Origin of the sequence: Arsukibacterium sp., assembly GCF_033721375.1 — a bacterium.
Lineage (GTDB): Bacteria > Pseudomonadota > Gammaproteobacteria > Enterobacterales > Alteromonadaceae > Alishewanella.
This window is the reverse complement of record NZ_JAWWAP010000001.1, coordinates 413,100-426,882: the sequence shown is the minus strand read 5'-3', so window position 1 is coordinate 426,882 and position 13,783 is coordinate 413,100. Positions and strand designations below refer to the sequence as shown.

The 13,783-nt window shown below is 50.9% G+C and carries 14 protein-coding genes; 7 read left to right on the top strand and 7 right to left on the bottom strand.

Annotated elements, in window-relative coordinates:
• Positions 1 to 46 precede the first annotated feature (46 nt).
• The 3 genes from R3187_RS01985 (at position 47) to R3187_RS01975 (ending at position 3,217) form a co-directional block, all read left to right on the top strand.
• A complete protein-coding gene (locus R3187_RS01985) occupies positions 47 to 1,153 on the top strand; it encodes an endonuclease/exonuclease/phosphatase family protein (protein ID WP_318965018.1) in 1,107 nt (368 codons plus the stop codon).
• A gap of 78 nt (positions 1,154 to 1,231) precedes the next feature.
• The gene (locus R3187_RS01980; RefSeq protein ID WP_318965017.1) at positions 1,232 to 2,284 is read left to right on the top strand and encodes an aldo/keto reductase; all 1,053 of its coding nucleotides are present in this window, start codon (positions 1,232 to 1,234) and stop codon (positions 2,282 to 2,284) included.
• Between the two features lie 120 nt (positions 2,285 to 2,404).
• Positions 2,405 to 3,217, top strand: a complete 813-nt coding sequence (locus R3187_RS01975; protein WP_318965016.1) for an HDOD domain-containing protein — start codon at positions 2,405 to 2,407, stop codon at positions 3,215 to 3,217.
• Positions 3,218 to 3,252: 35 nt separating this feature from the next.
• Here the strand turns inward: R3187_RS01975 and R3187_RS01970 are convergent, their stop codons facing one another.
• A complete protein-coding gene (locus R3187_RS01970; protein ID WP_318965015.1) occupies positions 3,253 to 4,239 on the bottom strand; it encodes an OmpA family protein in 987 nt (328 codons plus the stop codon).
• A 214-nt stretch (positions 4,240 to 4,453) separates the two neighbouring features.
• On the opposite strand from R3187_RS01970, the gene R3187_RS01965 reads away from it, so the two are divergent.
• Positions 4,454 to 4,975, top strand: a complete 522-nt coding sequence (locus R3187_RS01965; RefSeq protein WP_318965014.1) for a beta-lactamase hydrolase domain-containing protein — start codon at positions 4,454 to 4,456, stop codon at positions 4,973 to 4,975.
• A gap of 29 nt (positions 4,976 to 5,004) precedes the next feature.
• Here R3187_RS01965 and R3187_RS01960 read toward each other — a convergent pair whose 3' ends face one another.
• From R3187_RS01960 to R3187_RS01945, 4 genes are read right to left on the bottom strand one after another with little or no spacing between them, the layout of a single operon-like run.
• Positions 5,005 to 5,469: a DUF3429 family protein gene (locus R3187_RS01960; protein WP_318965013.1), complete on the bottom strand. Its 465-nt coding sequence runs from the start codon at positions 5,467 to 5,469 to the stop codon at positions 5,005 to 5,007.
• Between the two features lie 11 nt (positions 5,470 to 5,480).
• Entirely contained in the window at positions 5,481 to 5,855 is a 375-nt protein-coding gene (locus tag R3187_RS01955) for a hypothetical protein (protein WP_318965012.1), read from the bottom strand.
• Positions 5,852 to 6,199 carry a DUF393 domain-containing protein gene (locus tag R3187_RS01950; RefSeq protein WP_318965011.1) on the bottom strand — a complete coding sequence of 116 codons (348 nt, stop codon included), beginning with the start codon at positions 6,197 to 6,199 and terminating at the stop codon, positions 5,852 to 5,854. Before R3187_RS01950 ends, R3187_RS01955 begins: the two co-directional genes overlap by 4 nt.
• Positions 6,200 to 6,256: 57 nt before the next feature.
• Positions 6,257 to 8,113 carry a M1 family metallopeptidase gene (locus tag R3187_RS01945; RefSeq protein ID WP_318965010.1) on the bottom strand — a complete coding sequence of 619 codons (1,857 nt, stop codon included), beginning with the start codon at positions 8,111 to 8,113 and terminating at the stop codon, positions 6,257 to 6,259.
• Positions 8,114 to 8,274: 161 nt separating this feature from the next.
• On the opposite strand from R3187_RS01945, the gene R3187_RS01940 reads away from it, so the two are divergent.
• A complete protein-coding gene (locus R3187_RS01940) occupies positions 8,275 to 9,519 on the top strand; it encodes a DUF2254 domain-containing protein (RefSeq protein WP_318965009.1) in 1,245 nt (414 codons plus the stop codon).
• Between the two features lie 4 nt (positions 9,520 to 9,523).
• Here R3187_RS01940 and R3187_RS01935 read toward each other — a convergent pair whose 3' ends face one another.
• Entirely contained in the window at positions 9,524 to 10,081 is a 558-nt protein-coding gene (locus tag R3187_RS01935) for a TetR/AcrR family transcriptional regulator (protein ID WP_318965008.1), read from the bottom strand.
• A 135-nt stretch (positions 10,082 to 10,216) separates the two neighbouring features.
• Here R3187_RS01935 and selD point away from each other — a divergent pair, with 135 nt between their 5' ends.
• Positions 10,217 to 11,257: a selenide, water dikinase SelD gene (gene selD, locus R3187_RS01930; RefSeq protein WP_318965007.1), complete on the top strand. Its 1,041-nt coding sequence runs from the start codon at positions 10,217 to 10,219 to the stop codon at positions 11,255 to 11,257.
• A gap of 11 nt (positions 11,258 to 11,268) precedes the next feature.
• Entirely contained in the window at positions 11,269 to 12,363 is a 1,095-nt protein-coding gene (mnmH, locus tag R3187_RS01925; RefSeq protein WP_318965006.1) for a tRNA 2-selenouridine(34) synthase MnmH, read from the top strand.
• Here the strand turns inward: mnmH and R3187_RS01920 are convergent.
• Positions 12,360 to 13,571, bottom strand: coding sequence for a methyl-accepting chemotaxis protein (locus tag R3187_RS01920; RefSeq protein ID WP_318965005.1), 1,212 nt, complete (start codon positions 13,569 to 13,571; stop codon positions 12,360 to 12,362). The two genes, mnmH and R3187_RS01920, sit on opposite strands and share 4 nt — an antisense overlap.
• Between the last annotated feature and the right edge of the window lie 212 nt (positions 13,572 to 13,783).

The following is a 13,783-nucleotide window of genomic DNA, read 5'->3' as shown; positions in this document are numbered from 1 at the left end:
CTAAGCCCCTAAAGTGGCAGAGTATGGTTTTTAACAGGATTTGGTAATGGTATCAGGATTGTGGCTGGCCAGCCTGCTGATTGCAGTATTGACGCTGCTGCCGTTATGGCGGACTGAAATATGGTGGGTGCGTGGGCTGGATTTCCCGCGGCTGCAACTGGCTGCACTGGCATCGGTTATTGCGGTGGCACAGTTGCTGCTGCTGGATTTAAGCCAGTTTAGTCAGTGGTCAATGCTGCTGTTAAGTGGTGGCTGCTTGTTGTTTCAATTGTGGTGGATAGTGCCTTTTACCCCGTTATTTCGCAAAGAAGTCATGACGGCAGCGGCTGACAATACCAACCCCTGCATTGCCATACTTAACGCCAATGTGCTGGCCACTAATCGCAATGCACAGGCATTAATTGATTTAGTCCACCAGCATCAGCCGGATATCCTGGTAACGCTTGAATCGGATGACTGGTGGCAGCAACAGCTGGATCAGCTCAGTAGCGACTATCCCCACAGTGTTAAGTGCCCGCTGGACAATTTATATGGTATGCATGTTTATTCGCGCTTGCCACTGCACAATCCGTCGTTACAGTTTCTGGTGGAGCAGGGGGTGCCTTCGGTGCATGCTGAGGCCGAATTAAGTGATGGCAGTCGGATTGCCGTGCATTTTCTGCATCCGGCACCGCCAAGCCCCACTGAAAATGCCAGTTCAGCAGAGCGGGATGCCGAATTGCTGGTGGTTGCTGCCAGTGTTAAACAGGTTAAAACACCGGTTATTGTCGCTGGCGACTTAAATGATGTCGCCTGGTCTGAAACAACCCGCCTGTTTCGTAAAATCAGTGGCCTGCTTGACCCCAGGGTTGGCCGGGGCATGTATAACAGCTTTCATGCTGATTACCCGTTTATGCGCTGGCCGCTGGATCATTTGTTTCACAGCAGTCATTTTACCCTGCAACAGATAAAGCGCTTGCCATCCATCGGCTCAGACCACTTTCCAATGTTAATCCGTTTATGCTACACCGGTCAGCAACAACCGCAGGATGGGGTCAGCCCCGATCAGGACGATAAAGAACTGGCGCAGGAAAAAATGACGGCGCAGGCGGTTGTGCCCGAACAAGTTCACCGGCCTGAAACCCCGGCAGTAAACGGACAAACAGCATTGTAACCCTGGTCAGCGCGCGGCAAAAGTCGCTTATTTATCGTCTTTATAAAGCTGAACTAAAGAATTAACAACGGATTATTTATGCAATATTCAGTACTTGGCAGCAGTAACATAGAGGTATCCCGGGTGTGTCTGGGCACCATGACCTGGGGCACCCAGAATAGCCAGCAAGATGCCGATGAGCAGCTGGCGTATGCCCTGGCGCAGGGTGTTAATTTTATTGATACTGCTGAGATGTATTCGGTGCCGCCAACAGCTGAGTCGTACGGTGCCACCGAGCAAATAATTGGCAACTGGCTCAGTCGCAATCGCGATAAGCGTCAGAAAATTATTCTGGCCAGCAAAATGGCCGGTAGTGGCTTGTCGTACATTCGCGGCGGCGGTGAAATGACGCCAGCTACTTTACAACAGGCCGTCGATGACTCGTTAAAACGATTGCAAACGGACTATCTGGATTTGTATCAGTTGCACTGGCCTAACCGGGTATCACCGCACTTTGGCAGGCACGCCGTTGGCCATATTGGCTTTTCTGAGGTCAGCGGCGCGCAGCAGACTGAACAAATACTGGGGTTGCTGCAGGCGCTGCAAAACTGCGTTAATGCCGGCAAAATCCGCTTTTGCGGTTTATCAAATGAAACCCCATGGGGGATTAGCCAGTATCTTAAACTCAGTGCTGAGCACAATTTGCCGAAGATGGTGTCAATTCAAAATGAATTCAGCTTGCTCCATACCAAAGACTGGCCGTATTTAATCGAACAATGCCAGCATGAAAATATTGCTTATTTGCCCTGGTCGCCGCTGGCGGGTGGGGCTTTAACGGGCAAATACCTGAATGGCGCGCGGCCAGAAGGTAGCCGCTGGAGCATGTTACAGCGCCACGGCCTGTTTCGTGATACGCCAGAGTCTGAAAGAGCAGTAGCGGCGTTTACCGAGCTGGCAGCCAGCCATCAGCTGGACCCGGCGGCACTGGCTTTAGCCTGGGTCAATCAGGTTGAGGGTGTTACCGCTACTATTATCGGGGCTACCAGCATGGCCCAGCTGCAGCAAAATATTGCGGCCTTTAGTGTAACGCTCAATCAGGCGGTAATTGAAGATATCAGTCGGTATCTCAGGCAATACCCTATGCCGTTTTAACTTCTGGCAATTACCGGCGTCAGATAAAATTAGCGCAATGGCAGCTTGTGAAGTCAGTTTACAGCCATTAAGCTCAGTACAACCGCGCATTTTCTGTTAAGTAGTGGAATTTATATCACCATGAAGCAAATGATAGAGCAGGCAACTAACTTACCCAGTATTCCTGAAGTGCTGCAAAAGCTAATCGCCACTATACACGATGAGGAAACATCGACTGATAAGCTAGCCACTATTATCAGCAATGATCAGGCCATTACCGCTAAGGTACTGCGTTTAGCCAATTCGGTGCACTTTGGTCGTCAGCGCAAGGTTGGCTCGGTTAAAGATGCGTTGGTTGTGCTTGGCCGCGATACTTTACGCACTCTGGTGTTATCTATCGGCTTAGTGTCCAGCTTTAAAGCGCCGGCTACCTTCGATTTAAAAGCGTACTGGCACCGCTCTTTTATGTTGGCGAACCGGGCAAAATGGCTGGCTAAATTAAATAAAGCCGATCCGGAAATTGCCTATACCTGCGGTCTACTGCACGGCATTGGTGAGTATCTTATTCATATAATGGAACCGGAGCTGGCAAAAACCATTGATGAGCAGGTAGAGGGTGGGGCGCCACGGCGTAAAACGCAGCTTGAGCTGTTTGGCTTTGACTACACCATGGCTGGCAGTGAACTGGCAAAATACTGGAAATTTCCCAATGAAATTGCAGATGCCATATTATGGCAACAACAACCGGCCGGTAGCGGCACCCTGCTGCCTTATCCTACGCTGTTATATCTTGCCCGCTATATGATTGTGTACCGGGAGCAGGTGAGTGCTGGCAACTTTGATGAGTTGCCGGTGAAATTAGTTCATGCGGCCCATATGGATCTGGACGATACCTATGCCAGAATGCGCAGCTTTACCGAAGATGAAAGCGATATTTACAGCATGCTTCAGTAACTGAATAACAACGATCTAAGAGTGGATTAGTTCAGTTATTTTTCGACCATCTCAACTCTTCGGTTACTATCCCTGCCACTGTCACTCTTATTTGAAAAAGCCGGTGCCAGCGGCCCTACGCCGTGGGGCTCAAGCCTTTTCGATGCAATGCCGTACCTGTTTATCAGAGCGTCTGCTACGGCCAATGCGCGATCAGCTGATAGCTTAATATTATAACTGTAAGTACCCTTGGAATCGGTATGTCCGACTATGTAAAAAAGTTTATCCGGGTTGGCTTTAAGGTAGGTAACAATTGCCTCAAGAGCAGGTGTTGATTCAGACATCAGCGTTGCCTTATCAAATTCAAAGACAATTCCATCCAACACCACACGGCCATATTCGTCGATGTCAGAACCTATAGCTTCAGCGTCAATTGCCACCAGCCCTGTTTTTGCAGCTTCCACTTCAACGATATCTATCAGCGTGCCTATATAGTTCTTTGAGTGCTGTTCAACATAGACAACAACATAGGCCGTGCCTGCTGCCCGCTCCTTTTTGGCCACAATTACCCCAGCGCCTCCTGATGAAGATGTACCTGATAATAGCGTCGACACCTCGCCAGGTTTGGCGATTGGGTTGGCACGTAAAGTTACCTCCAGCCACTGCCCGGAGCCGATAGCGACACCTTTTCTATCGGCCGACATACCTTCGCCGATGATGTCGAAATTCTCAGACTGCAGTGCATCCAGATAGTTTTTGTAGATCTCAGAATAGGATTTATCTTCGCCCAGGTATTTGTAAAATGTCCTGGTGACCCGGCCCTCTGTTTCAATCCAGTCGCCAATTGCCCGGTAGCCAGTTACAGGGCCTGTTGCTACCTTATAGGGTTGGTAGTTCTCGACATGTTGCCAGGCAATCACCTGCCCGGGATAACGCTCAATCATTGGATGTTCAACTACGCCGTCAATGTCCTGCGCTACAGCAATATCGGAAACAATAACGAGGGTTAAGCCAACTGCCAGAGTGCCAATCCAATTGAACATGTCGGTTTTTCCTTAGAAACGTTGCTTATATTATGGACGACAAAACCAAGTTATGCTTCGTAGATCTGTTCTGTCGAATATCGTTTTTCTGGGGTGGCGGACGAATCAACATCCGCATTAAGCAGTGGCCGATGCACTATAATCATTCGAAGCTTGAATCATTCAAAGCTTGTGAGTCACAAAAGGCTGTAAACCGCTAATGGAGAGCATAAAAATGGTAATGCTAAAGCACATTTTAACCGTAATCGCTGTAGGGCTGGTGTTGATTGGCTATCACCCGCAAAGCCTGGCAGATTCAGCCATCCCGGATAATTTTAATCAGCCTGCTGCCAATCTGATAACTGGTGGCCAGCCGTCGCAGGCCGATCTGAAGAGGCTTAAAGCAGCTGGCGTTAGCAAAGTTATTAATCTGCGCGGCCCTGACGAAGCGGTTGCTTTTGATGAGCAAGCGGCGGCAGAAGCTCTTGGTATGACTTATATTTCGCTGCCTGTTGCCGGGGCCGGCGATGTGACAGTTGATAAAGCCAGAGCGCTGTACCAGCATTTGCAAGGTGATGACAAGATACTGATTCACTGTGCGTCAGGCAACAGAGTAGGTGCCCTGCTGGCAATCGGTGCCCACGACGTTAACGGTAAAGCCGTTACGGAATCGCTGGCATTTGGCCGCGCTGCCGGTTTAAGCTCGCTGGAGCCAAAAGTACAAGCAGTGCTAAGCGGCCAAAGCCAGAACAAATAAGCCAATACAAGGTAATTGTCGCTGACTTTTTACCCTGCATGCAGCTGCAGCAGCGTAAACATCACCAAATGGCTTACGGTAACCACCAGCGTCAGGGCATTACGCAGGCTTTGGTAGCCATTGCTGTAGCGCCGGTTTATTGCGGTGGTGCATTCTGCCAGGCGCAGCAGCACAAACAGCAAAGCCTGCAACAATAAGAAGTAGCCAGGCAGTAATGCCAAACCGATAATACTGACTACCGGGAAACTCACCGCAAGCAGTGCATAGCTGTTGTAGCTATCTGGTGTTCCGCTCTGTTCCTGCTGATGCAGCACCGGCCCCTGCTGATACAGCACTGGCCAGAGCACACCTGCCATAAAGCCCAAAATCAGCGCGCTGTATAGCTGATAAAGCAGCACTAACTGCGCGGAGTCATACCACTGCAGATGATACGCCAGTGGCAGCAGGGCAAACGGCAGCAGGCCGGCATAGCCAAGATATTTGATTAGTTTCATATCTCACTTCATTATTGCTTGTGCAGCTCGCTCAACGACTGCTGTTCAGGATACAGCAGAGCGATACGTTCCTGCTCAGTTAAAATGCCGCTAAGGATGGTGCGCCGGCGCAATTTACGCATTCGTTCACCGTCGTCCAGCAGTTCACGGCGGAACAGTTCCGGCTGATCGATGCAATCAAGGATACTGTGCCAGTGAATATAAGCACTGTGTCTGAGCTGGCCGGCCTGATAGCGTTGCTCCAGCCGCTGATAAATAGCGGGCAGGCCACAGCGGTCGGCCAGCAATTTGTCGACCATCGCCTGATGCAGCCGTAAAATCTGCTGGTCGGCAGCATCAAGTTGTTTACTGACAGGGCGGTTTCGCCCGGTGCGGCGCGGTTTCACAGGTTACAATCACCTTTGGCACAGTTAGTCCGGCTTCGGGCCCAGTAGCTATACGCTTTACTGGCCAGCCAGTAGCAGGGCGCCAGACGCAGTAACGCTACCAGTTTGCGATAGCCTGCCAGCTGCCAGTAGTGCAGACTGGCATCAATACCAACAATAAAATGATCCTGATCCCATAGATGAATTTGCTGCATCATCGAGCCTTTACTGACGCCGGCAAAGCCACTAAAGCCGTTCTGACTGATGTCGACCAGTTGCAGGTGAGGAGTTAGTTTTGGCGCCAGGGCGCTGATTTCGCGCTGGCACAGCTTACAGCTGCCATCATAAAACAATTTTTTCATCATAAGTTACAGTCAGCCACCATGGCTCCGTTTACGGTGGCTGCGTATTTCAGATCATTTTTAATCCTGCTGCTGTAGCAGCTCATCTACGCTACCCTGGGCCAGCGGGTGATAACCCGGCCTTGCCTGCTGATACACTTTTCTGGCAAAAGCCAGCCCGGCCGGCGTCAACGTCAGCTGTTTATATAACGGGATAATCAGTTTGCGCCGGCCAATATTGATCAGATACTGTTCCAGCTGCGGCATAATTTGCTGATAACCGGTCTTCAGCGCCAGTAAATACCAGGCATGGGCAATTTCGCTGTTGGCGGATTCTGTCAGGTTAAACGCGGCGTCCAGGCTGGCCAGTTGAGCCTGGCTGATGCTAAGGGGCAAATTATTAATAAAATACAGCCATTCATGCACCGTCCAGCTGGCGGTGGGCATCGCAGCAAGCTCAATGTTGCCGGCCAGCCAGTTGCTGGCATGCTGGCGTACCTGATTAAACGCATCCGACAGCGGCGCCGGGGTGCCAGTTGGTAAACCACTGTGATAAACCCAGGTTTTTATCTGCTCAAGCGACACAACATCCGGGTATTTCTTTAATAAGTTGTTGTCCAGGTACTGCACAAAGCTGGCAGTATCAATACTTTGAAAGGCATGGTCGGCAAAGTAGCGCCGGACAAAGGGGTCGAATTTATCGCGGCCAAATTGCTGCTCCAGAAACATTAAAAATAACTGACCTTTGGTGTAGGGGACGCCACTGAAGGCATCGTCCGGATCGCGTCCCTGTAAGTCGATATGCAAAATACTGTCGTTGGCGCTAAGTACCGCAAGTTCGTCCTGCAGTGCCTGCACCGATAAAGCTTGTTCCATTACCGCGCGATCAGTACCAAACACCTGCTCCATAATCCGGTTTTCAACATAGGAGGTAAAACCCTCGTTTAACCACAGGTCGCGCCAGGTGGCATTGGTTACCAGATTACCTGACCAGGAATGCGCCAGCTCATGCGCAATCAGGTTAACCAGGCTGCCATCACCAGCCACTACTGTTGGGGTAATAAAGCTCAGCACCGGGTTCTCCATACCGCCAAACGGGAAGCTGGGCGGCAATATCAGTAAGTCGTAACGGCCCCAGCGATAGTCGCCATACAGTTTTTCGGTGGCGTCAATCATTGCCTGGGTACTGGCAAATTCTTTTGCTGCGGCATCCAGAATATAGGGCTCGGCATAAATACCGGTTTGTTCGCTCATCGCTTTAAAATGCAAGTCGCCGGCGGCAATGGCAATTAAATACGCCGGAATAGGCTGGGGCATATAAAACTGGTAATCACCATCCCGGGCGGTGGCCGGGTCATTTGGCGCGCTCATTACTACCAGTACTTTGTCAGTGGTCTGAATACGGGCGCTGTAGCTCATCCGCACGGCTGGCGTGTCCTGAATTGGGATCCAGCTGCGGGCATGGATTGCCTGGTTCTGACTGAACATAAAGGGCGTGGTTTTGCTGGCAGTCTGTTCAGGGCTTAGCCACTGCAAACCTGATGCCTGTGGTGTCGAGCTATAATGAATACGTATTTTTTGTGGCTGAAATTCCGGGCTGATGGTCAGCTTGCTGCCCAGGACTTCATCGCGGGCGGCCAGAATAAACGGTACCTGTTGCCAGTTGCCATTCTGCTGTTTGCCATATACCCGCGAAATGGTTAAATCACGGGTATCCAGATACAGCTCGGTGGCATCGCTGACCAGCCAGTTCAGTTGCAAATCGGCAAAACCGCTTAAGGTTTTCTGTTCAAAATTCATGGCCAGATCAAGATGCAGATGACTGACCGTTACCTGCTGGTAGTTTGCATAGGTGTAACTGTCGTCGCTGGCGACAACAGCGAAGCTGATCAAGCCGGCCCAGAGCAGGCCACAAAGTAATAGCAGACGGTTTAGCATAATTTTCCTCAGCTTGGATAACAGAGCATAGTGATATTCAGTGTAATGCGAATTAGTTATCAGGCATAGTTTCTGATGATTTCAATTGTAACAAACGCAAACCTTGTAAGGCGGCTATGCTTTGGTTATGTTAAAAAGCCACCAAAGCAAAAGGCTGAATTATGTTAACAAAATGGAGTTGGAAGTTACTGCAGTTAAGCCGCAAGCTTTGGGTGCGCACGTCACTGTTTACGGTGCTGGCTTTTTTTACCCCGGTGCTGGGTGTCCTGCTAAGCGATGTCATACCTGACTCGGTTGGCGTGGCCATTGGCAATGATGCTGCCGAAAAAATTCTGACCATTCTGGCGACCAGTATGCTGACCGTCACCACTTTTTCACTGAGTGTGATGGTGGTGGCTTTTAACGCGGCCTCCGCTGGTGTTTCACCGCGGGCAACCCGTCTGCTGATGGCAGACAGCACCACCCAGAATGCTCTGGCTACCTTTATCGGTTCTTTTTTGTTCAGCATCGTCGGCCTCGTGTTACTCAGTGCCGATGTATATGGTCCTAGTGGTCGGGTGGTATTGTTTATTCTTACCATTGCGGTGATTCTGCTGATCGTAGTCACCATTTTAATCTGGATTGAGCATTTATCGAGCCTGGGCCGGGTGGGCGAAACAGCAAACCGGGTGGAAGATCAGGCTTATAAAGCAGTAAAACATAGTGAAAATCATCCCTGGTTTGATGCTAATCAGCTTAGCAGTCTGGATGATATCCCAGAGAATGCCAGTGCAGTCTGTACCAGGGAAATTGGCTACATTGAGCATATTGATGTTAATGCGCTGCAAAGCTGGGCCACTGAGCATAACGCGAATATATATATTGCCAGTCTGCCCGGTGCCTTTATCCACAAAGACCGGCCGCTGATGTGGCTGACAGGCAGCAATGTTCAGCCTGATCAGCTGTTGCTTAAGGCTTTCTCGCTGAGCGATTACCGCAGTTTTGATCAGGACCCCCGGTTTGGGTTGATGGTGCTGGCAGAAATTGCCTCAAAAGCATTGTCGCCGGCAGTAAACGATCCGGGAACCGCTATCGAGATTATTGGCCGCGGTGTCAGAGTGATCAGCAACTGGCCGCCTGAAAATTTTCAGAAGGACGTCATTTACGACCGGGTGTGGGCACCTGATGTCCGGCTGGATGAACTGTTCGGTGACTTTTTTACCGCAATAGCCCGCGACGGTGCCGGGCACATTGAAATTCATATCCGTTTGCAAAAAGCCTTTCTGGCGCTGGCGGGTTATGGTACTGAATTTAAACGCTGTGCCAGAGAACATGCTGCGGCAGCGCTTGCCCGGGCAGAGCTGGCAATCAATCATCAGCCGGATATTGCCTTGCTAAGAAGGCTGAATAAACAGTTGGATGACTAAACCACTAGCGGCATAGTCCGAGCTTTTTCAGATTGTCGAGGGCCGCTTTCAGCCTGTTCAGAGTCGCAGTTTGCGCTGGTGAGCTATCAGCTAGCCAGCCGATAAACACACTGCTGAATAAGCCACTTAGCGCCAGCTCCTGGGCAATCCGGGCGCCACCCGTCGCCTGCAGTCCGGCCAGCTCCCGCAGCCATTGCACGGTGCGGCTTATTCTCAGTAGCGCTGCCGCCTGCAAATGAACATGCCCCGGCTCCAGTTTGTAATACAGCATTTGCCGGGTTAGTTGCTGATAGGGCGCTAACGCATTTAACCAGCTGCGAATAGCCAGCTCCAGCTTTTCGGCTTTATCACTGGCGGTGGCTAGTTCAGTCCTCAGCATGGCGTCATCGGCCCGGTCAAACCAGGCATCTGCCAATTGATCTTTTTGCTTCACTACGGTTGCCAGCTCTGCCACGTCGATATTTAAACTGTTGGCCAGGGCAGTGAGCTGTAAATTCTCCCAGCCGCTGTGCTCTGCCAGTTGCAGCGCCTGATCGAGCACAGTTTGTTTATCCACAGGCATGATTTTTTGCCTCATTGTTTTGCTTAATTGCTGTTTAAGTATAGTGGCTGGCGGCGTTGTACCGCCAAAAGACGGCTTGTTATTGCCTATAGCTTTGGGTATGTTGGCGTTATTACGTTGCTTACAAGTGTTGTTATGACTGATCTGGCCGCTATTAAACTCACTGAATTCAGCCACGGTGCCGGTTGTGGTTGTAAAATTTCTCCGCAAATCCTGGATACCATTCTTAAAACCCATTCTACTTTTACTGACGGTAAATTGCTGGTCGGTAACAGTACGAAGGACGATGCCGCTGCCTATGATCTGGGTGATGGTACGGCCATGTTAAGCACGACCGATTTCTTTATGCCAATTTGTGACGATGCATTTGATTTTGGCCGCATTGCGGCCACCAATGCTATTAGTGATATTTATGCCATGGGTGGCCGGCCGTTAATGGCTATCGCCATTTTAGGCTGGCCGGTCAATAAATTGCCGGCCGAACTGGCACAACAGGTATTGGAAGGTGCCCGGCACAGCTGTAAAGAGGCGGGTATTATGCTGGCCGGCGGCCACAGTATTGATGCGCCGGAGCCAATATTTGGCCTGGCGGTAAGTGGCCGGGTTCAGATCAGCCAGTTAAAACGAAATGATAGCGCGAAGGCGGGTGATCAGCTTTATTTAACCAAGCCGCTTGGGGTAGGTATTTTAACTACTGCCCAGAAGCAGAAAAAACTTAATGCTGAACATGCGATGCTGGCACGGGATAGTATGGTGCAGCTAAACCGGATTGGCACTGAGATAGCCGCGCTATCCGGGGTACATGCCATGACCGACGTGACCGGTTTTGGCCTGCTGGGACATTTACTGGAAATGTGTGAGGGCAGTGGCCTGGATGCACGACTGGATAGTGCGGCGATACCGGTACTACCCTATGTTGCCGAGTATATTGCTAAGGGCTGTATACCGGGCGGTAGTGACCGTAATTTTGCCAGCTATGGTGCTAATGTCTCGCCACTGAGCGCCCGGCAGCGGGCATTGCTTTGTGACCCGCAAACCAGCGGCGGGCTATTGCTGGCGGTCAGTCCGCAAGCCGCACCTGCTTTTCACGATATCGCCTTGGCGTACGATTTAGTATTGCAACCGATAGGCAAGCTGACCCCTCGGGGCAACGGCCACCGTATTCAAGTTAACTAGTAGTTATAGTAATGGCTACTGACTTACCGCTGACAGAAAACTACCGGCAAATACTGTATCAGCAGCTGCCACTGCTGGATTTGCGGGCACCAGCAGAATTCAACCGCGGTGCTTTTAGCTGCAGTGTTAATTTGCCGCTGATGACTGATGACGAACGTGCTGCCGTCGGCACCTGTTATAAGCAACAGGGGCAGCAGGCGGCTATTACACTTGGGCATCAGCTGGTGCAAGCTGAAACGAAAACTGTCAGAGTGCAGGCTTGGCACGATTTTGCCAGGGCTAATCCACAAGGCATGTTGTATTGCGCCCGCGGCGGCCTGCGCTCGCAAATTGCCCAGCAGTGGCTGGCCGAAGCCAGAGTAGATTATCCAAGGGTAAAAGGCGGCTTTAAAGCATTGCGCCAGGCTGCCATTAGTGTCATTACCGAGGCGGCCAACCAACCCATATTGCTACTGGCCGGGCCGACGGGTAGTGGCAAAACCCGCTTACTACAGCAGTTACCGGCGGTAGATTTGGAAGCACTGGCTAATCATCGCGGCTCAGCCTTTGGCCGCAAGCTGGCAGCTCAACCACCGCAAATCCGCTTTGAAAATGATCTGGCCAGTGCGCTGTTACAAGTTCAGGCTGGTCATCCCCCTTATCTATTACTGGAAGATGAAAGCCTGTTAATCGGCCAGCGCAGTATTCCGCACGATTTCTATCAGGCTATGCAGCACAGCCCGATAGTCCTGCTGGACGAACCGCTATCCTCGCGTATTGAGGTGATCCTGCAGGACTATATCGTCGATTTGCTGGATGAAGCCATTACCTTGCACGCTGAGCAGGGTTTTAACCAGTTCAGCAGCATGTTACAGCAGGCGATGGCGCGGATCCGAAAACGGCTGGGGGGGCTGTTATACAGCAGGCTTGACGACATGTTGTTACAGGCTCTGGCTGAACAACGCCGCTCTGGCGACATCAGCCTGCATCGGAGCTGGATAGCGCTGCTGCTGACGGATTACTACGATCCGATGTATCACTATCAGTTACAAAAGCGCGACGCCAGAGTATTAATGCGGGGCAGTGCCTCTGAACTGGCGCAGTGGTGGCAGCAGCTGGCCCGCTAACTGCGGGCAAACCTGCCCAGTTGCTGCTGGGTACGGGCGGTGCCGCTCAGTAAGTCTTTCGCTGCTTTATCAATCGACGTCATTTGCTGGTGAGCATCGCTGGTTACTTTTTCAATTGCACTTAAATGCTGATGCGTCTGCTGGTAGCGCTGCTCCAGTTGCACAACGGTCTGGTTGATATTCTGAATACCATTTTTTGCCTGCTGCAGTTCCTGTTGCAGGTTACTGAATTCGCTGCTGGTGTCAGCAATTTGCTGCTGGGCCTGTTGTGCCTGCTGGTTCAGGCTTTGTGATTCAGTGCGGGTTTCACCGACCAGCTGTTCCATTTCATTTAAAAAACCGGAAATTTGTTTGGTGGCATCGTTTACCTTCGCTGCCAGGGTCCGGACTTCATCGGCAACTACGGCAAAACCACGGCCGGCATCACCGGCCCGGGCCGCTTCAATGGCGGCGTTGAGTGCCAGCAGGTTGGTCTGATCAGAAAAGGTTTCTACCATCACCAGAATTTGCCGCACGTTCTCAGAGTTTTTATGTAAACCATTAATGGTGGTGCCAAAGGTGTCGAGCAACTTAACAATGCCGGACAACTGGCCACTTAACTGCTGCATCTGACCGCTGGCCACTTTGGCTTTATCGACCGCATGACCGGACACCTGGCTGACTTCATCACCGTGCTGAACAATTTCGGCCAGATTATCCAGTACCTGATCGCTGTCGCGGCGAATTTGGCCGCTGCGTTTTTCGGTGTCCTGTAAATGCTGACGGGTACTTTTCACTGCCGTCGAAACCTGCTCGTTAACCTGATGGGTTTCCTGCGCCTGCTGGTGAATATCACCGAGCAGCACGCCAAGCTGACTGACAAACTGGTTATATTCCTCAGACAGGGTTCTGAACTCATCAAAGGTAAAGGCCGGCAGGCGCAGGTTAAGATCGGTACCCTTGCGATTGGTGTCATGCAGCGCACCGACCAGGGTTTTAACCGGCCGGACAAATAAATGATGCATATAACCAATGGTAAACAGAAACGCTCCCAGGCCGACTATCAGTAACGCCCACCAGCGACCAGTTGCACCACCCTCGGGGTAGGCCATATACAATGCCAGTAAGAAAAAAATAGCTAAAAAGCTGATATTGCCTATAATTTTCCGGCTTAAGGTGCCAAAGAATGTCCGCTCAACAAACAGATAAAGTGAGGTAAAGCCGCTCATAAGGTGGTAAACCCTGTCAGGTTAAACTGCGTTAAATCAGCATATCACAGCCTTTCGCCGCCCGCGAGTGTGTGGTTAACAGGCTGTTTGATCTGAAATAAAGGCGTGGCTGAAAGCCGCAAGTCGCTATGGCAGCAAACCTGAAATAACGGAGTTAAGCACAGTATTTGCCGTGTGGTTTAGCATGCACTAAACTGATTAAAATTTAACCG